Origin of the sequence: Candidatus Dedyshia acidiphila, assembly GCF_051025295.1 — a bacterium.
In the GTDB taxonomy this organism is placed as follows: Bacteria; Acidobacteriota; Terriglobia; order Terriglobales; family Acidobacteriaceae; genus KBS-83.
This window is the reverse complement of the sequence record NZ_JBMGJV010000004.1, coordinates 1-22,381: the sequence shown is the minus strand read 5'-3', so window position 1 is coordinate 22,381 and position 22,381 is coordinate 1. Positions and strand designations below refer to the sequence as shown.

Here is a 22,381-nt window from a genome sequence, read left to right as displayed (position 1 = left end):
CTTGCCTCTGTTGCGTATCGCTGCTCTGCTTAGTGCGGTCGCACCGAAACAAGCAGTTGCCCGCCCTCGACCAGTGCGTTGGGTGCGCAGTGAACCTCTTCAATAACGCCGTCCAGGTGCGACGCCACGAGGATCTCCGTCTTCATCGCATCGAGCACGATCAGCTTCTGGCCATCCCGCACTGCATCGCCCTTGCTCACAGCAATTTGAAAAATGCTTGCAGTCACTGGCGACGACACGGCCTCGCAGCCATCCGCAACCATCACAGGTGCAGATACCACCTGTGGCTCTTCGCGATCGGCGACCGTCAGCAGTCCGGCCTCGCGCCAGCGTTCGCGCTCCTGGTGAAACGATGCCTGCTGATGCCGCTTGAACGCCGCAGCCTCCGCCTGGATCGAGTCGAGAAAGCGCTGATACTCCGCAAGGCTGAAGCTCGTCTCCTCCACGCGCAGCGGGAAGCGTCCATGCGGAAACTGCTCCCGCGCCCGCAACAGATCATCCGCACTCACGGGATAGAACCGAAGCTGGTCGAAGAAGCGAAGCGACCACGGCGTCGCTGCCGGAAACGCGTCCGTCGTCTTCCACGTATTCCACACCTGGATCGTGCGCCCCACTAACTGATAGCCGCCCGGCCCTTCCATGCCGTACACGCAAAGATAGGCGCCGCCAATGCCCACCGCGTTCTCCGGTGTCCACGTGCGAGCCGGGTTGTATTTCGTCGTGACCAGGCGATGCCGCGGATCCACTGGCGTCGCCACCGGAGCCCCAAGATAGACGTCCCCCAACCCCAGCACGAGATAACTCGCCTCGTGCACAATGCGGTACACATCCTCGATGCTCGCCAGCCCATTGATGCGGCGAATGAACTCGATGTTCGACGGACACCAGGGTGCATCGGGCCGCACGGCCTGCGTGTACTTCTGCTGCGCCAGCTTCGCCTGCGGATCGTCCCAGGAGAGCGGCAGGTGCACAATCCGCGACGGCACCGTAATGTCGGACAGCTCCGGCATCGTGCGGTCGATCTCATCCAGAGTCGACACCAGCTCTCTTCGCGCAATCATCCGGCTGTCGTAGTGAATGTGCAGCGACCGCACACCGGGCGTGATATCCAGAATGCCCTTAAGTGCACGCTCGCGAAGTTTCTGCTCGAGGATGTGCACGCGAAAGCGCAGTGCTAGATCCAGCCGCAGCTCGCCATACTCGACCAGGAGATACTTATCTCCGTCTGCGCGAAACACCATCGGCTGCGCTCGATCTGTGAAGGCAGCGATGATCGCTGGCTCTGGTGCAGACTGGGCGGGCAGCACGGGAGGCGGCGTCGCAAGGCTCTCCAGAAAGGCATCCTGCTCGCGCTCCATCTGCTCCGCCTGCGCCAGCGTGATGCGCTCGAAACGCACCGTATCGCCAGCCTTCAACTGTCCCATCTTCCAAAGTTCGGCCTGAACGATCGTCGCCGGACACACGAAGCCACCGAGGCTCGGACCATCCGGCCCCAGCAGAATCGGCATGTCGCCCGTGAAATCGATGGTGCCGACCGCATACGCATTGTCGTGAATGTTCGACGGATGCAGTCCAGCCTCGCCGCCATCCGGCCGCGCCCATCGCGGCTTCGGGCCAACCAGCCGCACGCCCGTGCGATCGCTCTGGTAGTGCACCTTCCAGTCGGTCGCGAACAGCATCTCGATATCGTCTTCCGTGAAAAACTCGGGCGCAGTGTGTGGGCCGAAGAGAACGCCGACCCGCCAGGCGCGTGTCAGTGGCGGGACGAAGTCTGCGGGCAGCGTGGCTGGCGGCCCAGCGACAACATCAGCCTGGCCCAGATGCAGCACATCGCCGGCACGCAGCGCGCGCCCCGCGGCTCCGCCGAAACCGCCCAGCAGGAATGTGCTGCGGCTGCCAAGATACGGCTGCGTGTCGAATCCGCCGCAGACGGCCAGGTACGCGCGCGTGCCCTCCTGCGCGGCCGCGCCCAGCGACAACACACTGCCCGCTTTCACGCGGTGAGCGGTCCATCGCGCGATCGGTGTGCCGTCGAGCTTCGCATTCATGTCCGCGCCGCAGATCGCGATCGCCGTATCGCTGTGGAAACGTAACCGCCCGCCCATCGTGGCAAACTCGATCGCCGCCGCTTGCTCCGGGTTGCCGACCAGCCGGTTCGCAATTCGAAAGGAAAGATGGTCCATCGGCCCCGAAGGCGGAACGCCAACATTCCAGTAGCCCACGCGCCCCGGGTAGTCCTGCAGCGTCGACTGCGTGCCCCCTTCCAGCACCTCGATCGCCCGGCGCTGGTAGGCGAAGCCGCCGAGAAACGATGTCGTCACCGAACCAGCGACGAATTCCGGCGACGCCGCAACCTGCCGCAGATAGCGCAGGTTGGTCTCCGTACCGTCGATCGCGATCGCAGCGAGAGCCGCCTGCAGGCGCGCCAGCGCCTCTGCACGGTCACGTCCCGTGACGATCACCTTGGCAACCATCGGGTCGTAAAACGGTGGAATCGTCGCGCCCGATTCGATCCACGTCTCCATGCGCGCAAGGTCCGCGTCAGGGAAGCGCACCATCGTCAACTTGCCGGGAGCGGGCTGAAAAGTCTGGGCCGCATCCTCCGCATACAGTCGCGCCTCGATCGACGCGCCGCGCGTCTGCACGGCAAAGTTCTTCAGGCTCGGCAGCTCTCCTGCTGCTTCGAGCACCATCCACTCCACCAGGTCGATGCCCGTCACCTGCTCGGTCACGCCGTGCTCCACCTGCAGGCGCGTATTTACCTCGAGAAAGTAAAACTCCGCCGTATCCTCGTCGTACAGGAACTCAACCGTGCCGGCCGATGCGTACCCCACGGCTGCACCCAGCCGCACCGCGGCCTCGAACAGCTCCTGACGCGTCGCGTCGCGCAGCCCTGGCGCCGGCGTCTCCTCCAGCACCTTCTGGTGCCGTCGCTGCGCGGAGCAGTCCCGCTCGCCCAGCGCGATCACGCTGCCGCGTCCATCGCCGAAGATCTGCACCTCGATGTGCCGCGCTCGCTCCACGAACTTTTCGAGATACACACCGCTGTCGCCGAAGTTCGCCCGGCTCAGCCGCACCACCGACTCGTACGCATCCTCAAGCTCGGCGGCAGCGCGGCAGACGCGCATCCCGATGCCTCCGCCGCCGCCCGAACTCTTCAGCATCACGGGATAGCCCAACTGCTGCGCCGCAGCCAGGGCCTCCTCTCGATCAGGCAGCAGGCCCGTCCCCGGCAGCAACGGCACGTTGCATCGGCGCGCCATGTCCCGCGCCGTGTGCTTCAACGCAAACGCTTCAATGTGCTCCGGACGCGGCCCGATGAAGCGAATCCCGCGCGCTTCGCACGCGCGTGCGAAGGCGACGTTCTCGCTGAGGAATCCGTACCCGGGATGGATCGCCTCCGCACCCGTCTGCTCTGCTGCGTTGAGGATCGCGTCCACCAGCAGATAGCTCTGCGCTGCCGGACCGGGACCGATCGCGATCGCCTCGTCCGCATCGAAGACGTGCAGCGAATGGCGGTCTGCCTCCGAGTACACGGCCACGGACCCAACACCCATGCGGCGCAGCGTGCGCTCAATGCGACACGCAATCGTGGCCCGGTTGGCGATCAGCACCTTTTTAAACAAGCGCACCCTCCGCCTTCCAGATCAAAACCGCAACGGGCGTCGGATTGTAACCATTGCAGGGGTTATTCAGTTGCGGGCAGTTCGAGATCACCATCAGCACATCCATCGCGGCGCGTAGTTCAACGTACTTGCCCGCATCGGAGACGCCGTCCTCGAAGGTCAGGCCGCCATCGCGCGTGACAGGAACGTTCATGAAGAAGTTGATGTTCGCGGTCAGGTCGCGCTTGTCCATCGCGCGGCCTGTCTGTGCCGACCATGTCTGCACGCCCTTCAGAAAGCTCTGGCGGCACGCATGCATCGCACGCTTTTCGATGGCGTAGCGCACCATGTTGCTCTCGGCCGCGCACGCGCCGCCCAGTGTGTCGTGGCGTCCGCACGTGTCGGCGACGATCGTCAGCATCACGTTGCGCCGGTTCGAGATCAACTGAGTCCCGGTCGTCAGATAGATATTGCGCTGCGTGCGGATCGTGTCCTGCGCGCTGTAGCGCTCGCTCGTATCCGCCAGGCTGTAGAAGAGTGTGTCCACTGCCTGATTGCCCTCGATGTCGACAATGCGCACCGTCTCCCCACGTCGCACCTCGTGCACGAACGGGTCGCCGGCATTCACCACGGCGTTGAAATCGGCGTCTTTTGCCGAGAGCGCGCTGGTCTCGAGTATTGCTTCGGGCATAACTGGTCTCCTCGGGAGAAGTGGTCCGGTGAATGGAGCTGATCTCTAGAGGAAGTAGCGCTCGGTCAGCGTGAAGCCTCGCGCATTCTCCGGCCGGAACGTTCTGCACACATCATCGGCAGCAGGAGCGGAGGTACGGCTCAGCCGTAAGCGAACCGGCACGTTGCGATACTCCGGATCGGGATCCATCGGGTGCTGGCACGTGTTCAGGATCACCAGCGTGTTCATCTCGGCCCGCAGTTCGACGGCATCGCCTGCCTTCGCATGTCCCGGAACGAAGTGCATGCTGCCGTCGTCAGAGACTGCGACCTTGCTGAAGAAGTTCACGTTCATCGGGAGATCGCGCGCGTCCAGCCCGTACTTCGCGAGCTCGATCACGAACCCGTCAAGCGCATTCTGGTGCCATTCGTTGCGCGCCTTCTGATAGCTGAGCTCGCCGTACTTCTGCGCAACCATCTGCGCGTCGGAGCAGCCTCCCAGCGGGTCATGCCAGCCGACCGTATCATCCACGACGGAGCAGAGAACTCGCCCCATGTCGGAATAAAGCACCGCTCCAGTCGTCAGCTTCGCGATGTGCTGCGCCTTCAACGTGTCGGGCAGATTGAGGCGCTCGGCTGGAAGGTCTGCGTTCAGAAAGATTGCGCCCACGTTCGCGCTGTCGCTTTCCGCGGTAATGCGCAGTGCGGTCCCGCGCTTCAGCACGTGCGACCACGTCGCGCAGCCCGGCAGCGTCTCCTCCCACAACAGTTCGCCTCGTGCTCCCATGTGTCTCCTTGTCTTGTCTGTTCCGGCACGCGAAAGTTACAAATGCGAAGCATCGAGGCGCCACACCGTGCCCTCGCGTCCGTTCGAGAGCCAGACCGAGTGCAGGCCATACCGAATCCCATCGCCGCCCGCCCCCGCCCACTGCCGCACCGGCTGATTGGTCTTCGGGTCGATCCGCGTGATCGGGAAGTCGAACATCGTCGCCCAAACCGCCCCGTCGCCGAACGTGATCTCGCCACCGGATCCCGGAACTCCGCACGTAATCGTGGCAATTACCTCGCTGGTAATCAAATCGACGCGGCTGACCGTTCCATCCCCCTGGTTTAAGGTCCAAATCGCACCAGAACCGACCGTCAGAAAGCGTGGTTCGGGCCCCACGGGCACCGTTTTCACCACACGATTGGTCGCAGGGTCGACCTTCAGCAGCGCATTCTTGGCGGACGCGGTTACCCACACGAAGCCCCCGCCAAATGCGGGATTCTCACTCCCCGGGGGCAGATCGATGCTGGCGACGATCGAGTTCTTCGCCGGATCGATGCGCACCAGCCGGCTCGGCTTCGCTACCACCCAAACCGAGCCCGCGCCAACCGTGATGCCGCCCTCGCTGTTTGCGGGGTCAGCCGGGATGGATGCGATCGTTTTGCCCGTCTTTTCATCGACGCGCTCCACATCATGCGCCCCGCAACTCGGCACCCACACAGCACCCCATCCATAGGCCAGCCCCGAGCAGGGAAGCAGAACATGGGCGGTCAGTCCGATCCGCCCTGTTCGTGGCACGAGCTGCGACACCTGGTTCACGCGCGAACTGGAGACCCACACCGAATTTCTGGTCACGACCGACCAGTCAGGTGTTCCCGGCAGCTTGAAGACCGTCTGAGGCGTGAGGGAAGCCATCGGCCGCACGACGCCCGCAGTGCGCACGCCGGCCCGAACGACCCTGGGCGCGGCAGCCTGATCCTGTCCACCTGCCGCAATGGTTACCACGCCAAGCAATGCCGCCAGCATGCGCCACGACGAAGCGGAACCGCGGCCCTGTTTCGTCTCAAATGGTCGAACAAGCATGCGTGATCCTCTGCTGGCGTGAGCACGGTGACGTGTAGATAGTTGCAGGAGCCGGATTGCCTCTACTAAACCAAACAGCGGGCCGATCCGCCGTGAACTATAGCTATCGTCTATCGCCGGCATAGAGCGCACCCCGGATAGATATGTCCTATGCTCCGCATCGGCAACTTGCGATACCGGCTGGCATTTTTAAACGCCCCCGCTAAGATCAGGCTCAAATCTGCAAGCGCCGTACGCCTCCCTGTTCAGGCCCCACCGCCACGTCGCGGTCCGTGAAATCCACGGGCGGCGTGCGCCCCAAATGTTCCGTCCTGAGGGTTATGAGAGCGACCGCGAATCTGCTGCGATCCGTCATCTGCGGGCTGATTGTGACTGTCGGCCTTTCCACGGCCACGGCTCATGCAGACACGCCGAGTTTCACCGTCGGCTGGTCCGTGTACGCCGGCTGGAACCCGTACTTCTACATGCAGAAATCCGGCATTTTGAAGAAGTGGGCCGATAAGTACGGCGTCACCATCCGCGTGCAGCGCTTCGACTACGCCGCCTCGCTCGACTCCTTTGTTGCCAAGAACATCGACGCCTGCACCATGACCAATATGGAGGCGCTCGATATGCCGGCGGCGGCCGGTGTCGATTCGACGGCCATCATCGTCGGCGATTACTCGAATGGCAACGACGCGGTGCTGGTCCGCAATGGACTGACGCTTGGCACTTTACCCGGGCAGCGCATCATGCTGGTCGAGAAGACCGTTTCGCAATATCTGCTCGAGCGCGCGATGGTGTTGAACGGCCAGTCTGCACAGCTTCCGCATCTGCGGCTGATCAACACGTCGGACTCAGACATCGTCCCCGCGTTTCTGAACAACAAGTCGAACCCGGCGGTCGTTACGTGGAAGCCGCTGGCATCGCAGATCCTGGCCGACAAGAGCGTGCACTCGCTCTTCGACTCGTCGAAGATCCCGGGCGAAATCCTCGATCTGCTGGTGGTGCGCAGTGAAGTGCTGCGTCGGCCGGACGGCTCCGGCGTGCGGTTCGCGAAGGCGATCAGCGGGGCCTGGTACGAGGCGGTGCAGCAGCTCGCCGACGGCAAGGCGCAAGCCATCCAGATGAGCGCGGCCGCGTCGGGTGACTCGCCGGACTCCTACCGCGAGCAGTTGAAGACCACCTCACTGTTCTCCACCCCGAAGTCGGCTGTCTCCTTCACCACCAGCCCGGACCTGAAGGACAAGATGAACCTGGTCCGCCAGTTCTGCTTCGCCCATGCGCTGCTGGGTGAGGGCACTCGATCGGCCGACGATGTCGCCATCTCGTACCCCGACGGAACCGTGCAGGGCAAAAAAGATCGTGTGCGATTGCGCTTCGACGCGACCTACATGCAGTCCGCGGAGCAGGGCAAACTGTAACGCGTTGGAGACGAAGCCGATGAACATCGCCGCGCCTTTCGACATCCAGGCCCGCCCCGGCCACCGCTGGAGCCAGCTGCTCTCCTGCGTGCTGTTCCTCATCTGCCTGGGGCTTTATGCGCATACGACAAACAGCCGCCACCGCGAGAACAGCGAAGACCGTGTGGTGCCGAATGCACACCAGCTCGCGGCTGGTATTCATGCCTCAGTCCTTGAGCCGGCCGAAGAGGACGACTATGTCGCGCCTGAGAACGCTTCCGTGTGGCAGCGAGTCCGCCATTCGATGCTGATGCGGGATACGCTGGCCAGCGGCCGCCGCTTCGGCATCAGCCTGCTTCTGCTCATGCCTGCCATCTTGCTGGCCCTGCACATCGGTCTGTTCCCATGGTTCGGCGCGGCTTGCCTCCGCTTTGTCCTGTTCTTCGACAAGATCATTGCGCTCTCGTTGCTGCCCATCCTGTTCATCGCGTTCGGCATTGATGAGTGGTCGAAGATAGCGCTCATCGTCATCGGCATTGCGCCCACGCTGATCCTCGATGTGGCGCAGATGGTGCGCGCCGTGCCGCAGGAGCAGATCGTGAAGGCGTTCACGCTGGATGCCAGCAACATGGACGTCGCCTACCGCGTGGTGCTGCGCCAGGTGCGGCCGCAGATCATCAACAGCCTGCGCCTGAACCTGAAGCCGATGATGCTATTTCTCTTCGCCGGCGAGATGATCGCCGCCTCCGACGGGCTTGCCTACCGCATCGCGATCATGCGGCGGCACATGGGCATGGATGTGATCCTGCCCTATGTGCTCTGGGTGGCGTTGCTGCTCTTTCTCGTCGACCTCTCGCTCCGCTTGCTGAACAGGAGACTGCACCCATGGTTCCAGTCTTGAGCGCGGCTCCGGTCGCTAACGCACTGAGCTGGCCGGCATCGCCCGAGATGGCTGCTGCGCCCGCTGTGGCGATCGAGGCGGTCAGCCTCTCTTACCCGGCGGCCAGCGGTGCCGTATGCCCTGTGCTCGAGTCCATTTCGCTCGCTATTCATCCTGGTGAGTTCGTCGTCGTTCTTGGGAGAACCGGCTGCGGGAAAAGCACTCTGCTGCGGCTCCTGCTTGGCCAGGAACGGCCAACAGTCGGCCGGATTTCGGTCGCCGGTCGCCCCGTGGAGCGCGTCGATTCGCGTTCCGCGTATGTGCCCCAGCGGTATTCACTGTTTCCCGACCGGACTGTTCTCCAGAACGTGATGTTTGGGCCGGAGACGGCTCGCTTTCATACCTTTGCGCGCCTGCTTTGGCCGCGCGTGCACGCCTTCCGCAAGGAACTGAGGCTGACCGCCATGGAGCAGCTTGGACGGATGGGGCTGAGCGAATCCGATGCCCGCAAGTACCCGCACCAGCTATCCGGCGGCATGCAGCAGCGGGTCGCGATAGCGCAGGCGCTCGTCATGCGGTCGCGCGTTTTGCTGCTCGATGAGGCTTTCAGCGCGCTGGATCCGGGTACGCGCGCGTCGCTGCAGCGGCTGCTCCGCTCTGTCTGGGAGGAGCAGCGGCCGACCGTCGTGTTCGTGACTCACAACATCGCGGAGGCCCTCTTCCTGGGGACCCGGCTGGTCGTGCTGGCGCGGCCCAGCCCCGAGCAGGGCAGCCGTGTGGTCCTCGACCGCCGTCTGCCGGCAGAAGGAATGTCGCTGACGTCTCACGGGCGGGAGTATCTTGACCTGGTCGAATCCATCGAGCAGTTGTCGCATTCGGGCCTGTCCTCTTCCTCCCCCGGAGTGAGTGCATGACCCGCTTTTCCACCACTTGGGCAGCTGCGACCCTCTTGCTGGCTTACGCCTGCGCCGGCGTAGTCAGTTCCGCGCAGCAGCCCTCTGTAGCGCCCGCGAACGACAAGGTCCGCTACTTTAATGAGCAGGTGCGGCCCGTGCTGGCCCAGAACTGCTACAAGTGCCACGCCAGCGAGGCCATGGGCGGACTGCACCTGGATTCGCGTGAGGGCATCCTGAAAGGGGGCGAATCCGGGCCAGCCGCAGTGCCGGGAGATGCGGACAAGAGCCTGCTGATCCAGGCAGTGCGGCAGAGCGGCGATCTGAAGATGCCACCCGAAGGACCGAAGCTGAGCGACGGGGACGTCGCCCGGCTGGAGCAGTGGGTGCAGCAGGGGCTGGCGTGGGATGTGACCGAGAGTGCCAAGCCAGTGCCGGTCGCACTCTCTGCCGCGCAGGCGCACGGTCCCGCTGGGGACGACTTCTTCGAGACCAGAATCCGACCCATCTTTGCGAACCAGTGCGGCGGTTGCCACCAGGATCGCGCGGCTGGCGGACTGAGCCTCTCCTCACGCGAGGGATTGCTCAGAGGCGGCGGATCGGGCGCGGCCGTCGTGCCAGGCGATCCGGACAGGAGCCTGCTGATGCAGGCGGTGCTGCAGACGGGCGCACTCAAGATGCCGAAGGGCGGCAAGCTTAGCGCCGAAGACATCGAGGCGCTTGCTCAGTGGGTCAGGATGGGTGCGCCCTGGCCGCAGGCTGCTGCACCGATGCGTGTGGCCGGCAAGCAGATCACGCCAGAGATGCGCCGCTTCTGGTCGTTTTTGCCGCTGGCGCAACCAGCCCTACCCCAGGTGAAGGATGCGAGTTGGGCGAAGACCGACCTCGACCGGTTCGTGCTTGCGAAGCTCGAGCAGAAGGGGCTTTCACCTGCTGCGCGCGCAGACAAGCGGACACTGATCCGGCGCGCGACGCTTGACCTGACAGGGCTGCCGCCGACGCCCGAAGAAGTTACGGCCTTCGAAAAAGACACATCGGCTGACGCGTGGCCGAAGGTGATCGATCGGCTGCTCGCCTCGCCGCGCTATGGCGAGCGCTGGGGGCGTCACTGGCTGGATGTGGCGCGCTATGGAGACGATGACATTCGCGGACTCGATCCGCGTGGCCGGGGCTACATGCCGCTCGATGGTGCGTGGGTGTACCGCGATTGGGTGATCCAGGCCTTCAACCAGGACCTGCCGTACGACAAATTCGTGACGATGCAGATCGCGGGCGACCTGATGTCGCCGCACCCATCGCCAGAGGACCTGAAGGCGACTGGCTTTCTGGGTGGTGCGCCCTGGATCTGGGATCAGGCAGAGCCGGTGCAGGGAAGAGCGGACGAACGGAATGAGCGGATCGACGCCGTGACGCGCGGCTTTCTCGGGCTCACGGTCGCCTGCGCGCGCTGCCACGACCACAAGTACGATCCCATTCTGGCGAAGGACTACTACGCCCTGGGTGGGATCTTCGCGAGCTCCACGTACAAGGAATACAACTTCGTTCCAGAGTCTGAGGTCGAGGCCTGGAAACAGAAGTTTCGGAAGAAGAACGAACACGATGAAGCCGTCGAGAAGTATGCCATGCGGTCGTCGCAGCAGTTAGCGGCTGCCTACGCCTCGCAGACGTCGGCCTACATGCAGGCTGCGTGGAAGGTCGCGGGAAAGCCGAAGATGAAGGCCGACGAGGCAGCGGATGCGGCGCGGCTCGATCCTGAATTGTTGAACCGTTGGGTGAAGTTTCTTGCGAAGCCGCCGCTTTACTACTCGTACCTGAAGGATTGGCAGCGGATGATCGCGCAGGGTGGCACGGAAGACCAGGCGAAGTATCTGGCCGAAGCATTCCAGCAGCGCGTTCAGGAACTCGAGTTGGAAGACGCCAAAATCACGGAAGAGAACGACAAGATCAAGGCCAAGGCCGGGGTACCGACGGAGCGCGAGAAGGACGTAAAGCCGAACCAGTTCGACACTTACGACGAGTTTTGTCCTGGCTGCACACTCGAGCTGAAGGTGATGACGCCCGAAAAGGCGAATCTGTACACAGACCTGTTCCAGCGCGACCTGGCGGGCGGGGACGAGTTTGGCGGTGTCGGTATTGAGCCGGGGCTATTCGTGTTCCGTGGGTGGGAGTTGGCGCGGCGGGTGGGTCCGGTGCAGCAGGCGTACCTTCTGTCGATGTTCCCGGCAGATCCCGGTGCCAAGAAGGACAAGGAGAAGGACGCGACGGAAAGCTACCCCTTTGTTCATGGCATGTCGGATAAGCCAAAGGCGGTGAACATCGCGCTGAACCTGCGCGGCAATCCGCATGCGCTGGGGGACGAAGTGCCGCGCAGCTTCCTGACCGTGCTCAGCACGCCGAACAAGAAGCCCTACACCCAAGGCAGCGGACGGCTGCAACTTGCGAATGACATTGTGGCCAGCCCACTCGCGACGCGCGTGATCGTCAATCGCGTCTGGAAGTGGCACTTCGGTACAGGAATTGTGAATTCACCCGATAACTTCGGTGCCGTCGGCGATCCGCCATCGGATCCCGAACTGCTCGACTACCTCGCCCTCCAGTTCCGCAAAAGCGGCATGTCGCTCAAGCAACTGCACCGGACGATCCTGCTCTCTGCGACGTACCAGCAGAGCAGCGTGGAGACTCCCGAGGCACACAATACCGACCCGCAGAATCGCCTTTATTCGCACTTCAGCCTGCAGCGGCTAGATGCGGAACAGCTTCGTGACTCCATGCTCTTCGTTGCGGGCGATCTGGATGGGAAAGAGGCGGGTGGACCTGCGACTGAACTGGGCGTGAGCAATCATCGCCGCACCGTCTATGCGAAGGTGAGCCGATTCCGTATCGACTCGTACCTGCAGGCGTTCGATTTTCCGAACCCGACCTTCACTGCAGAGCAGCGATTTTCGACCAATGTGCCGATTCAGCGGCTCTACTTTATGAATGATGCGTTCGTGTACGACCAAGCGGGCCGGCTCGCTGCACGCGTGTACACGAGCGGTGATGATGCGGCCCGCATTCGCGCAGCCTATCAACTGCTCTATGGACGCGACCCTGCGCCAAAGGAGCTGGAGATGGGGCTGGACTTCCTGCGCACGACGCCGGAGAAGCCGGGCTATGTCGTCAACCAGCAGCCGATCACGGCATGGAAGCAATATTGCCGGGCCCTGTTCAGTTCCAACGAATTCGAATTTCTGAACTAGCGCAGCACACCAGGAGATTTCGATGTCCTGCTACCGTCCGACCCCGATCAATCGCCGGGATGCGCTTCGCCGCATTGGCGGCGGCTTTGCCATGATGAGCTTCGCCAGCATGATGGGCGAATCGCTGGCCCGTGCGGCAGCCACGCCTGGCGCCGCGCTGGACGGCGCTGCAGGCAGGCCCTGGATGATGCAGGACCCTGGCTTCAAGCCGAAGGCCAAGCACGTCATTTTTCTGTTCATGAACGGCGGCATTTCGCACATCGACAGCTTCGATCCCAAGCCGATGCTGACGAAGTTCGACGGCAAGCCCATGCCGGGTGGCGACCTGGGGCACGAGCGCAAGACCGGCACGCTGATGAAGTCTCCGTTCGCATTTACGAAATATGGCAAGAGCGGGATCGAGATGAGTGAGCTCTGGCCGCACCTGGGCGGGTGCGTGGACGACATGTGCATGGTGCGCTCGGTCTATACCGAGATACCGAACCATGAGCCGGCGCTGATCATGATGAACACAGGTGCGAACGTCATCGGGCGCCCCTCGATGGGATCGTGGCTCACGTACGGCCTGGGAACGGACAATAAGAATCTACCGGGCTTCGTGGTTCTCTGCCCGCAGGTGCCGACAACCGTGGGCCCACCGCTCTGGAGCTCCGCGTTTCTTCCTCCGGTGACGCAGGCGACTTATGTGTCCAGCGACGTTCGAGATCGTAACTTCGATCCGTATAAGCTGATTCCCGACATCCACAACGATCGCTTTGACCTGCGCCAGCAGCGGCATGAACTGGATCTCGTCCGCCAGCTTGATGAACTTCAGCTGCCGAAGAAGGGTGATCCGCAGCTCGAGGCGACCATCGGGTCGATGGAGACGGCGTACCGCATGCAGACCGAGGCGCCGGACGTCTTCGACGTGCGGAAGGAGAGCGCGGCCACGCTGAAGATGTACGGCGAGGGCAGCACGGCGCGGGGGTGCCTGACGGCGGCACGACTGATTGAGCGCGGCGTGCGCATGGTGCAGGTTTACTACTCACAGGGTGACCCGTGGGACGCACACCAGGACATTCAGGCGCATCGCAAGAACGCGCACGACTCAGATCAGCCGTTCGCTGCGCTGATCAAGGATCTGAAAGCACGCGGACTGTTTGACGAAACCATCATCGTCGCGGGGTCGGAGTTTGGCCGCACGCCCGTGGTGGAGTTGGGGGGTGCCGGAACGCACGCCGGCCGCGATCACAACCCGCATGGTTTCACGATGTGGCTTGCGGGGGGCGGTATCAAGGGCGGTATGACATACGGCGCGACCGACGACTTCGGATGGAAAGTCGTGGACAAGCCGGTGCATGTGCACGACATCCATGCCACCGTCCTGTACCTGCTCGGCATTGACCACACCAAGCTGACCTTCCGTTCGAGTGGGCGGGACTACCGGCTGACCGACGTGGCTGGCAATGTGATTCATGACATCATCGCTTGACCGGTGTGTGGACCGCACCGGGGCTTACAATCGAACAGTTCGCAAACTAATTATGTTTATTCGTCGCCTTTGTCTTCTTGCCTGCGGCACAGTTGCCGCGTGTGCTGTCACGGTCTCTGCCCCTGCATACGCCAATCACGCGGATGCCGAACCGCAGGTGATCGAGATTCACTCGATGAAGTTCGGCTACAGCCCATCCGAGATTACGCTGCACAAGGGCCAGCCCTACAAACTCCACCTGACCACGGACGATGTCTCGCACAGTCTGCGGATCAAGCCGCTCGGTGTGAACGCCGTGATGAAGCCAGGTCAGTTCAACGACGTCCTGCTCACGCCCGACCAGGTGGGCGACTTCAAGGGGGATTGCGGTGTGTACTGCGGGGTGGGGCACGTGAAGATGGCCATGACGGTGCATGTGGTCGAATAGCTTGCGCCAGGTGCAAGCCGCGCTCGCTCTGTTGACCGCCGCGGGCATGCTTGCCCTTGCTGGCTGTGCTGCGCGGCCGTCGTCGCGGGCCGAAGCGTCAGTGGCCTACTGGGTGAAGCAACACGTTACTGTAGGCGGCACACATGACCCCAACCCTGTGGCTGCCACTGCTGAGAACGTCGCGGAGGGGCAGCAGGTGTTCGCCTCCTACTGCATGGTGTGTCACGGACTGGACGGCCAGAACACGGGCGTTCCCTTTGCCACCAGCATGGCTCCTGCGGTGCCCTCCCTGGCCAGCGCGCGGGTGCAGGCTTACACCGATGGACAACTAAAGTGGATTATCGAGAATGGCTTGTATCCCTCCGGCATGCCCCCGTCCCGGGGCGTCTTCTCGGATGACGACATGTGGCGCTTGGTGGTGTACATCCGGCATCTGCCGAAGGCAGGCAGTCTCGGCGACCCGGCTGTGTATGGTGGCAGCAAGTAATTTCGATCTCATCGCCATTCTTGCCCATGCAAGCCTCTGGTTGCAGACGGAACGTCGGGCGCCTCAGCATCTCAATACATATGAATGGAAACGTGACGACCATGCCAGGCCAACCTCCGGTCGAGAGCCGCGACCCTGTTGCAGCCTATGCAGAGCGGCAGACCTGGATCACGCCTGAGGCAACTACGGCCGTGCAGCGATCCATTGATGAAGTCTTTCGTTCGCTCGGCCCTGCGGGTGAGCCGCTGCGTGCCTTTCTGCATGGCACATGGCTGCATGAGCCGTTGCACGCCGTGCTCACGGATATACCCGTCGGGGCGTGGACGGTCACGGCAGCTTTCGACGGCCTAGGCGCGATCTCCGGATCGCAGACTTGCGATCGGGTTGCGGATGGCGCCCTCGGCCTTGGACTGCTCGGTGCGACGGGTGCTGCGGTGACCGGTATCACCGACTGGTCTGCGATCGAACGCGAGGCGCCACGCCGGATCGGCGCCGTGCATGCCATCTTGAATGTCACGGGTGTCGTGCTCATGCTGGGCTCTTGGGTGGCCAGGCGACGAGGACAGCGCTCCGGCGCACGGTGGCTGGCCTTTGCCGGGTACGGCATCACTTCGCTGTCGGCGCACCTGGGGGGAAACCTAGTCTACGAGCATAGGATCGGTGTGCGGAACGCAGCCTAGTCGGCGATTCCGCCCAACGCTGTTCGCCAGGGCATCTCACTTCAGAGATACGTCACCCCCTGAGGTTCGTTATGGCGACAGCAGTGCACGATCCCCGGGAGATGGGGCCGAAGCCCCCTTTTCCCAAGCAGAAGCAATCGCATCCCGGATCCGTCAAGCAGATGGATCCGCCAGCAGATCACGGCGAACAGAGCTATGTCGGCACCGGCAAGCTGAAGGATCGCGTGGCCATCATCACCGGTGCTGACAGCGGCATCGGGCGCGCGGTCGCTATTGCCTTCGCAAAGGAGGGCGCGGATGTGGTCATGTCCTACCTTCGCGAAGAGGATTCAGACGCGGGCGAAGTCGTCAGCGTTATCGAAGGCGCGGGCCGCAAAGCGGTACGGCAGCCGGGCGACATCGGCGATCAGCGTTATGCCGAAGAGTTGGTGCGCACGGCGATGGACCAGTTCGGGCGTCTCGACATCGTGGTGAATAACGCCGGATTCCAAATGGCGCATGAGTCGCTCGATGAGATCTCGCAAGAGGAGGTTGAGCACACCTTCCGCACGAATGTCTTCGGCAATTTCTATCTCACGCAAGCAGCGATGCCGCATTTGCAGCCGGGCTCGGTCATTTTGAGCACGACTTCGATTCAGGCCTATGAGCCGAGCGAGCAGTTGCCTGTCTATGCGGCGACCAAGGCAGCCATCGCAAGCCTGACCAAGAGCTACGCAAAGCTCGCGGCCGAGCGAGGGGTACGCGTGAACGGTGTAGCGCCTGGACCGGTGTGGACGCCGTTGATTCCCTCCACTATGCCCGATGAGAAGGTCGAGAAGTTCGGAGCGAACACAGTGTTCGGACGCCCCGCGCAACCAGTCGAGCTGGCGCGTGTCTTCGTCTTTCTCGCTTCGGATGACGCGAGCTATGTTTCGGGCGAGATCTATGGCGCGACTGGTGGCCGCACACCCGTGTAAGTCGCGTGCATCAGACCGCGGCTCCTGTGGGATTGTTCGCTATCGAACGATCCTGCAGGGGCTTCGTTGTTTTGGAACGGCCTTGCGCAAACAGTGATCAATTTTTGCAAATTCAGCAAACGACACGGAGGTGGGTACAAAGCATCACACTGCTGGATGAGCAGAGAACTCCATACGTGGGACGATCGCTTCGGATTCTGTAAGCGCAAAGCCATACATGGAAGTGCCAAGGAGGCACGCGGAGCGTCATGGTCGAAGCAGTGATGCTGTGGAATGAGCCGAATAATCTCTCCCACTGGAACTTTCACCTCGATCCTGAGTGGCGAATTTTTGCCGAGATGGCGAAGCAGGCAGCGGCTGCGATCCGGAGCGTGAATCCACATCTGCCCATCGTGCTCGGCGGAGTCTCATCCTGCGATCCCGATTTTCTTCGGTTGATGCGCTCTTACGGCGTGCTCGACGTAGTCGATCGCGCGGCAGTGCACGGCTTTCCGCTGGATTGGAATCACTGGTCGATCCATGACTGGCCGGCACGTCTTGCGGAAGCCATGGAAGTCGCGCAGAAGCCGGTATGGGTGGCAGAGGTGGGCGCGTCCAGCTTCGGTGCAGAGGAGGTGCAGGTCTTCGGACTCGAACGCACTGTCGACCTGCTACGTGGACGCGCGGAGCGTATTCACTGGTACAGCCTTTTCGATCTGCCGCCAACATGGCCGGCGGAGACGCGCCATCGCGAAGCAGAGGGCAGCTCCTACTACCGCCACTACTATCTTGGACTGCTGCGGCATGACGGCACGCCCAAGCTGGCGGAGAGATCGTTCCCGACTGACGGATCCATCGGTCTGTGTCAGTGGTTTCACTTTGAGGATCACCGTCTGGACGCAGCGGTTGCGTGGATGCGCGCACACAAAGTGGAATACCTGCGCACCGGACTGAGCTGGGCTGATTTCTATCGTCCCGACGCGATCGCGTGGTTCGATCGCATGATGCGTGCACTCGAGCCGTTTCGCGTGACGATTACGCTCTGCTTCACTCCCGAACATCTCGGGCTTGAAGCGCACCATACGAGCCCGCCTGTCAATGTGGGCGAGTTCGCCTCGTTTGCCCGCTGGGCAGTGGAGCGGTACGCTCCCCCGCCACCGTCTGGAACGCCGTCTCCCGTATCCCTGCAGGAGGTGCAGATCGCATGACCGAACGACGCAATGTGCTCATCACCGGAGGCGCCGGATTCGTCGGCTCGCATGTCGCCGACGGTCTGCTGCGAGCCGGACATGCAGTGCGCGTGCTCGACAGCCTCAGCCCGCAGGTCCACGGAGGCGTGCGGCCTGACTATCTGGCGAAGGAGGTCGACTTTGTACGCGGAGATGTGTGCGATCGCGAAGTGCTGCGCCGTGTTCTGTCTGGCGTAGATGCGGTCTATCACTTTGCCGCGGACGTCGGTGTCGGGCAGTCCATGTACGAGATGAGCCGCTACATGATGACCAATACCCAGGGGACGGCGGCGCTGCTGCAGGCGATCCTTGACGGCAAGTCGCGTGTGACCAAGCTGGTGGTCGCGTCGTCCATGTCGATCTACGGCGAGGGCGCGTATCGCTGCGAAGCGTGCGATGCGCTCGCTGCGCCACCAGTACGCAGCGTGCAAAGCTTACGGGAGGGGCAGTGGGAGGTGCTGTGCTCCACCTGCGGTGGTCCGCTGGTTCCAGTGCCGACCCGCGAGGACAAGCCGTCCGACCTGACATCCGTCTATGCGCTCTCGAAGCGCGACCAAGAGGATCTCTGCGTCATTTACAGCCGCAACTATGGTCTGCCCGTCGTGGCGCTGCGGTTCTTCAATATCTACGGCACGCGCCAGGCGCTGTCGAACCCATACACGGGTGTTGCCGCCATCTTTGCATCGCGCCTTCTGAATGGGCAGCCTCCGCTGATTTTTGAGGATGGGGAGCAGCGCCGCGATTTCGTCAGCATTCATGACATCGTGCAGGCCAACCTGCTGGCCTTGGAGTATCAGGGTAAGGAGCCGTTGGTCTGCAACATCGGATCCGGCACGCCAATAACGATCTCGCAGGTCGCACAGAAGCTGAGCGCAGCGCTCGGCGTCTCGATCCCTCCTGTCATCACCCGTAAGTATCGTGCCGGCGATATTCGCCACTGCTTCGCTGACATTTCGCGCGCGCAGGCAGCACTGGGCTATAGCCCGCGTGTCTCGCACGAGGAGGGTTTTCGCGAACTGGCCGCGTGGCTGGCGGATCAGCAAGCGGAGGATAAGGCGGACGTGGCGATGCAGGAGCTCGCGCGGTTCGGTTTGTCGGCCTGAGAGGGGCAGAAAGGATTGACGATGGCGGAGCACGAGTCGCGCACTGTCCTGATCACCGGCGGCGCCGGGTTCATCGGCTGCAATCTGGCAGCCCGTCTGCTGAATACCACACAGGCTCGCGTGGTTATCTATGACAACCTGTCGCGAGGGCAGGTCTCGACCAATCTGAAGTGGTTGCGCTCGCTGCCTGGTGCGGAGCGACGACTGCAGGTCATCACCGGAGATGTGCGCAACGCGGAGCGGGTCAGCCAGGCAGCCTCGGGCTGCACGGAGATCTATCACCTTGCCGCCCAGGTCGCCGTAACGACCAGCCTGACAAGGCCTGAAGAAGACTTCGCCATCAATGCGCAGGGCACGTTGCACGTGCTCGAAGCGGCGCGCCGCCAGCCGCAGCCTCCCTTCGTGCTCTTCACATCCACAAACAAGGTCTACGGAGCTATGGAATCGCTCCAGGTTCGCGCAGACAAGACACGCTACGTGGCTACGGACGCCTCCTTCCATGGCGCGACAGAAGCGACACCGCTGGACTTTCACTCGCCCTACGGCTGCTCCAAAGGCGCAGCCGACCAGTATGTGCGGGATTATGCGCGTATCTACGGGATCCCCACGGTGGTCTTTCGCATGTCGTGTATCTGCGGGCCGCATCAGTTCGGCAACGAGGATCAGGGCTGGGTGGCGCACTTTCTCTACTCAGTTCTGTATCAGCGACCGATCACGATCTATGGCGACGGCCGGCAAGTGCGCGACCTGCTTCACGTCGACGACCTGATCGATGCCATGGACGCGGCCCGGCGCGCTGTCGCGAAGACGCGCGGCGAAGTGTTCAACGTGGGGGGCGGGATGGCGCGCGCGGCCTCCGTCAACGAAATACTGTCCCGCATCGAAGCGATGCTCGATCGCCATCCTCGCTATGCGCGAGGTGAGGTTCGTCCCGGCGATCAGCCGCTCTATATCTCGAACACGGGCAAACTCGAACACCTGACTGGCTGGATGCCGCGCCGCACCGTCGATGATGTGCTCAGAGACATTCACAGCTTCGCTCTCGCCCATCCGCAGGTCGCTCTGCAGTACGAGCAGGCTCATGTCTTGGAAGAGGAGAAGGTGGCATGAGATACGCCCTTGTGAATCCGGCCTGGAGCTTCGAGGGGTCCACCTACTTTGGCTGCCGCGATCCTCATCTACCGCTGGAGCTGCTGTCGGCGCAGCAGTTCCTCGATCGCGCTGGGAATGACACACTGCTGATCGATGCGCACATGGAGGGCTCCGATATGGCGAGCGTGCGCGAGCGCGTCGCTGGTTTTGCGCCAGACTTCCTCGTCATACCGACCGCACCGTCGTACCTGTTTTGGCGCTGCCCACAGCCGGAGCTACGGATTCCGCGCGCGTGGGTGCAGGCACTGGGCGATCTTGGCAGGACGGTGCTGATTGGCCCGCATGGCTCGGCTACACCCGCCGCCACGCTGCGCAAGACGGGAGCGGACGTGGTTCTGCGTGGCGAGCCGGACCAGACGCTGCCCGAGCTTGCAACCAAAGACTGGAATCAGGTGCCGGGCTGCTGCTGGCGTGAAGGTGACCGGTTGCACACCAGCCCCGGGCTGGGGAATGTGGCGATGCAGGAGATCATCGCGCTGTCTTTGGCCGGCTATCCACTCGAGCGGCACACGCATCTGCACCACGTCTTCCACGATCTGCCAGCCGGCATACCCGGTCATCTTGGCGCAGAAGTGGAGTTTGCGCGCGGGTGCCCCTGGTCCTGCTCCTTCTGTAACAAGACCCTGTTCCGCAACAAGTACCGCGAGCGGAGGGTGGAAGAGGTGCTGCGCGAGATCGATGCGATGATCGCGCGTGGTGTCGGATATATCTACTTCATTGATGAGATCTTTGGCGTGGGCAAGCAGGTCCAGGTGCTGCTTGAAGAGATCGCAAAGCGGCCTGTGGCGATCGGTTTCCAAACGCGGATCGACCTGTGGAACGAAGATTCGCTTGCGCTGCTCGGGCGTGCGCACTGTATCTCGTTCGAGTGCGGCGTGGAGTCTGTGACCGAGGAGGGCCGCGATGCGGTGCGCAAGAATTGCCGCCTCTCGACGGACCGCATCACCGAGCTTCTGCTGGAAGCGCGGCGGCACATTCCGTGGGTGCAGGCGAACCTGATCAAGACGATCGAGGATGATCCCGCTCTCGTTGCTTCATTCCAGAACACGCTCAAGCAGCGGGGCGTCTGGGTCTCTGAGCCCGTCCCGATGTTTCCATTCCCCGGCAGCCCGCAGTACGTGCAGACCTTCGGCGCGCCGCCCGACGATGAGGCCTGGGAGCGCGCGCACCGGTACTATCTCGGACTCTTCTCTGAGCGCGGGTTTAGCGATATTCAGGACCAGACCCCTGTGCCACTCGAGGAACTCGAATGCGTGTCCTGATGACAACCGACACGTTGGGCGGCGTGTGGATGTACTCGCTCGACCTGACGGAGGGCCTGCTGAAGGACGGCTGCGACGTTTGCCTGGTCAGCCTCGGCCGCTATCCGGATGAGAGCCAGTCCAAAGACATCGCACGGCTGCGCGAACTCTCTCCGAGACGCTTCGAGTTCCGTGCGATGGCTTGGCCGCTCGAGTGGATGCCGGGAGAGACACAGATTGAAGAGAGCACGCGTGAGCTCATGTCCCTGGTCTCCGCCTGGCAGCCCGATCTGCTGCATAGCAACCAATTCTGTTACGGTGCGCTGCCATCGCGCGTTCCGCGGATGGTGGTCGCGCACAGCGATGTGATCAGTTGGTGGCACGCCCGCTTTGGGGAAGAGCCGGAAGACACCGGCTGGATCCATGGCTATCGCGACATCGTCAGCAAAGGCCTGCAGGCCGCCGACCTGGTCGTTGCTCCGTCCGAGGCGCAGTTGCGTTCCCTCGAAGACCACTTCGGAGTATTGGAAGCTCGTGGCCGTGTGATCTACAACAGCAGCCCGGTGGTCTCTCGCTCGTCCCACAATCGCAAGCTCCGGGCCATCACCGCGGGGCGGCTTTGGGATGAGGGCAAGAACACGGGCGTGGTACCGCTCGCACGTTTGCCGCTGCCGGTACTCGTTGCCGGGCAGCAGCACGAACGATCCAACGCAAAGCAAACATCAGACGTCGACGGCGTGACCATGCTGGGTCAGCTCGATCGTGCAGCCTTGAGCGAAGCCATGCTCGAAAGCGCGATGTACCTGGGCACGTCTCTTTACGAACCATTCGGTCTTGCCCCGCTGGAGGCAGCGCATGCTGGATGTGCGCTGGTGTTGAGCGACATCCCGTCTTTCCACGAGATCTGGGGCGATGCAGCAGTCTATTTCGACCCGCGCGATCCGGCATCGCTGCATGATGCGGTTGTACAACTGATCGAGTGGCCGCAGTTGCTCGCACATCTCCAGCATGCAGCGCAGACACGTGCCCGAGAACGCTATGGAGTGGATCGCTCTACGGCGGATTATCGCGAGCTATACAACGAGCTGGCCGGGAAGAGGTCCTTCGCACATGTCGCGTAGGCTGCGCCTCGCTTTTTT

General features: G+C 62.6%; 18 protein-coding genes. 14 read left to right on the top strand and 4 right to left on the bottom strand.

Going from position 1 to position 22,381, the window contains the following annotated elements:
- Positions 1–29: 29 nt before the first annotated feature.
- Genes uca through AC5IJH_RS02695 form a run of 4 tightly spaced genes read right to left on the bottom strand, consistent with a single transcriptional unit; the run spans position 30 to position 6,123 of the window.
- Entirely contained in the window at positions 30–3,626 is a 3,597-nt protein-coding gene (uca, locus tag AC5IJH_RS02710) for an urea carboxylase (protein WP_491901347.1), read from the bottom strand.
- Positions 3,619–4,296: an urea amidolyase associated protein UAAP2 gene (locus AC5IJH_RS02705; RefSeq protein WP_491901255.1), complete on the bottom strand. Its 678-nt coding sequence runs from the start codon at positions 4,294–4,296 to the stop codon at positions 3,619–3,621. Before AC5IJH_RS02705 ends, uca begins: the two co-directional genes overlap by 8 nt.
- Before the next feature lie 45 nt (positions 4,297–4,341).
- The gene (locus AC5IJH_RS02700; RefSeq protein ID WP_491901254.1) at positions 4,342–5,061 is read right to left on the bottom strand and encodes an urea amidolyase associated protein UAAP1; all 720 of its coding nucleotides are present in this window, start codon (positions 5,059–5,061) and stop codon (positions 4,342–4,344) included.
- Positions 5,062–5,097: 36 nt separating this feature from the next.
- On the bottom strand, positions 5,098–6,123 hold the full coding sequence (locus AC5IJH_RS02695) for a Vgb family protein (protein WP_491901253.1): 1,026 nt from the start codon (positions 6,121–6,123) through the stop codon (positions 5,098–5,100).
- Positions 6,124–6,443: 320 nt separating this feature from the next.
- Between AC5IJH_RS02695 and AC5IJH_RS02690 the strand changes: the two genes are divergently transcribed.
- From AC5IJH_RS02690 to AC5IJH_RS02625, 14 genes are all read left to right on the top strand, one after another.
- Positions 6,444–7,526, top strand: coding sequence for a putative urea ABC transporter substrate-binding protein (locus AC5IJH_RS02690; protein WP_491901252.1), 1,083 nt, complete (start codon positions 6,444–6,446; stop codon positions 7,524–7,526).
- A 19-nt stretch (positions 7,527–7,545) separates the two neighbouring features.
- Positions 7,546–8,406: an ABC transporter permease gene (locus tag AC5IJH_RS02685; protein WP_491901251.1), complete on the top strand. Its 861-nt coding sequence runs from the start codon at positions 7,546–7,548 to the stop codon at positions 8,404–8,406.
- Positions 8,391–9,299: an ABC transporter ATP-binding protein gene (locus AC5IJH_RS02680; RefSeq protein ID WP_491901250.1), complete on the top strand. Its 909-nt coding sequence runs from the start codon at positions 8,391–8,393 to the stop codon at positions 9,297–9,299. The genes AC5IJH_RS02685 and AC5IJH_RS02680 overlap by 16 nt, the downstream gene beginning before the upstream one ends.
- Positions 9,296–12,517: a PSD1 and planctomycete cytochrome C domain-containing protein gene (locus tag AC5IJH_RS02675; RefSeq protein ID WP_491901249.1), complete on the top strand. Its 3,222-nt coding sequence runs from the start codon at positions 9,296–9,298 to the stop codon at positions 12,515–12,517. Before AC5IJH_RS02680 ends, AC5IJH_RS02675 begins: the two co-directional genes overlap by 4 nt.
- A 22-nt stretch (positions 12,518–12,539) precedes the next feature.
- Positions 12,540–13,988 carry a DUF1501 domain-containing protein gene (locus tag AC5IJH_RS02670; protein WP_491901248.1) on the top strand — a complete coding sequence of 483 codons (1,449 nt, stop codon included), beginning with the start codon at positions 12,540–12,542 and terminating at the stop codon, positions 13,986–13,988.
- Positions 13,989–14,040: 52 nt separating this feature from the next.
- Positions 14,041–14,415, top strand: a complete 375-nt coding sequence (locus tag AC5IJH_RS02665) for a cupredoxin domain-containing protein (protein WP_491901247.1) — start codon at positions 14,041–14,043, stop codon at positions 14,413–14,415.
- Complete coding sequence (locus AC5IJH_RS02660; RefSeq protein ID WP_491901246.1) at positions 14,402–14,902, top strand: c-type cytochrome; 501 nt, start codon at positions 14,402–14,404, stop codon at positions 14,900–14,902. The genes AC5IJH_RS02665 and AC5IJH_RS02660 overlap by 14 nt, the downstream gene beginning before the upstream one ends.
- Positions 14,903–15,003: 101 nt before the next feature.
- Positions 15,004–15,582, top strand: coding sequence for a DUF2231 domain-containing protein (locus tag AC5IJH_RS02655; RefSeq protein ID WP_491901346.1), 579 nt, complete (start codon positions 15,004–15,006; stop codon positions 15,580–15,582).
- 71 nt (positions 15,583–15,653) lie between these two features.
- The gene (locus AC5IJH_RS02650) at positions 15,654–16,538 is read left to right on the top strand and encodes an SDR family oxidoreductase (RefSeq protein WP_491901245.1); all 885 of its coding nucleotides are present in this window, start codon (positions 15,654–15,656) and stop codon (positions 16,536–16,538) included.
- A gap of 248 nt (positions 16,539–16,786) precedes the next feature.
- Positions 16,787–17,725 (top strand): glycoside hydrolase 5 family protein, encoded by a 939-nt coding sequence (locus tag AC5IJH_RS02645; protein WP_491901244.1) that lies wholly within the window; start codon positions 16,787–16,789, stop codon positions 17,723–17,725.
- On the top strand, positions 17,722–18,849 hold the full coding sequence (locus AC5IJH_RS02640; RefSeq protein WP_491901243.1) for an NAD-dependent epimerase/dehydratase family protein: 1,128 nt from the start codon (positions 17,722–17,724) through the stop codon (positions 18,847–18,849). Before AC5IJH_RS02645 ends, AC5IJH_RS02640 begins: the two co-directional genes overlap by 4 nt.
- Before the next feature lie 21 nt (positions 18,850–18,870).
- Positions 18,871–19,959, top strand: coding sequence for an NAD-dependent epimerase/dehydratase family protein (locus AC5IJH_RS02635; protein ID WP_491901242.1), 1,089 nt, complete (start codon positions 18,871–18,873; stop codon positions 19,957–19,959).
- On the top strand, positions 19,956–21,263 hold the full coding sequence (locus AC5IJH_RS02630) for a TIGR04295 family B12-binding domain-containing radical SAM protein (protein WP_491901241.1): 1,308 nt from the start codon (positions 19,956–19,958) through the stop codon (positions 21,261–21,263). Before AC5IJH_RS02635 ends, AC5IJH_RS02630 begins: the two co-directional genes overlap by 4 nt.
- On the top strand, positions 21,251–22,363 hold the full coding sequence (locus AC5IJH_RS02625; protein ID WP_491901240.1) for a glycosyltransferase family 4 protein: 1,113 nt from the start codon (positions 21,251–21,253) through the stop codon (positions 22,361–22,363). Before AC5IJH_RS02630 ends, AC5IJH_RS02625 begins: the two co-directional genes overlap by 13 nt.
- The last annotated feature ends 18 nt before the right edge of the window (positions 22,364–22,381 follow it).

Coding starts and splice junctions, on each gene's coding strand:
- AC5IJH_RS02705 (WP_491901255.1), bottom strand. CDS start 4,296: ATGCCCGAAGCAATACTCGAGACCAGCGCGCTCTCGGCAAAAGACGCC.
- AC5IJH_RS02700 (WP_491901254.1), bottom strand. CDS start 5,061: ATGGGAGCACGAGGCGAACTGTTGTGGGAGGAGACGCTGCCGGGCTGC.
- AC5IJH_RS02695 (WP_491901253.1), bottom strand. CDS start 6,123: ATGCTTGTTCGACCATTTGAGACGAAACAGGGCCGCGGTTCCGCTTCG.
- AC5IJH_RS02690 (WP_491901252.1), top strand. CDS start 6,444: ATGAGAGCGACCGCGAATCTGCTGCGATCCGTCATCTGCGGGCTGATT.
- AC5IJH_RS02685 (WP_491901251.1), top strand. CDS start 7,546: ATGAACATCGCCGCGCCTTTCGACATCCAGGCCCGCCCCGGCCACCGC.
- AC5IJH_RS02680 (WP_491901250.1), top strand. CDS start 8,391: ATGGTTCCAGTCTTGAGCGCGGCTCCGGTCGCTAACGCACTGAGCTGG.
- AC5IJH_RS02675 (WP_491901249.1), top strand. CDS start 9,296: ATGACCCGCTTTTCCACCACTTGGGCAGCTGCGACCCTCTTGCTGGCT.
- AC5IJH_RS02670 (WP_491901248.1), top strand. CDS start 12,540: ATGTCCTGCTACCGTCCGACCCCGATCAATCGCCGGGATGCGCTTCGC.
- AC5IJH_RS02665 (WP_491901247.1), top strand. CDS start 14,041: ATGTTTATTCGTCGCCTTTGTCTTCTTGCCTGCGGCACAGTTGCCGCG.
- AC5IJH_RS02660 (WP_491901246.1), top strand. CDS start 14,402: ATGTGGTCGAATAGCTTGCGCCAGGTGCAAGCCGCGCTCGCTCTGTTG.
- AC5IJH_RS02655 (WP_491901346.1), top strand. CDS start 15,004: ATGCCAGGCCAACCTCCGGTCGAGAGCCGCGACCCTGTTGCAGCCTAT.
- AC5IJH_RS02650 (WP_491901245.1), top strand. CDS start 15,654: ATGGCGACAGCAGTGCACGATCCCCGGGAGATGGGGCCGAAGCCCCCT.
- AC5IJH_RS02645 (WP_491901244.1), top strand. CDS start 16,787: ATGGTCGAAGCAGTGATGCTGTGGAATGAGCCGAATAATCTCTCCCAC.
- AC5IJH_RS02640 (WP_491901243.1), top strand. CDS start 17,722: ATGACCGAACGACGCAATGTGCTCATCACCGGAGGCGCCGGATTCGTC.
- AC5IJH_RS02635 (WP_491901242.1), top strand. CDS start 18,871: ATGGCGGAGCACGAGTCGCGCACTGTCCTGATCACCGGCGGCGCCGGG.
- AC5IJH_RS02630 (WP_491901241.1), top strand. CDS start 19,956: ATGAGATACGCCCTTGTGAATCCGGCCTGGAGCTTCGAGGGGTCCACC.
- AC5IJH_RS02625 (WP_491901240.1), top strand. CDS start 21,251: ATGCGTGTCCTGATGACAACCGACACGTTGGGCGGCGTGTGGATGTAC.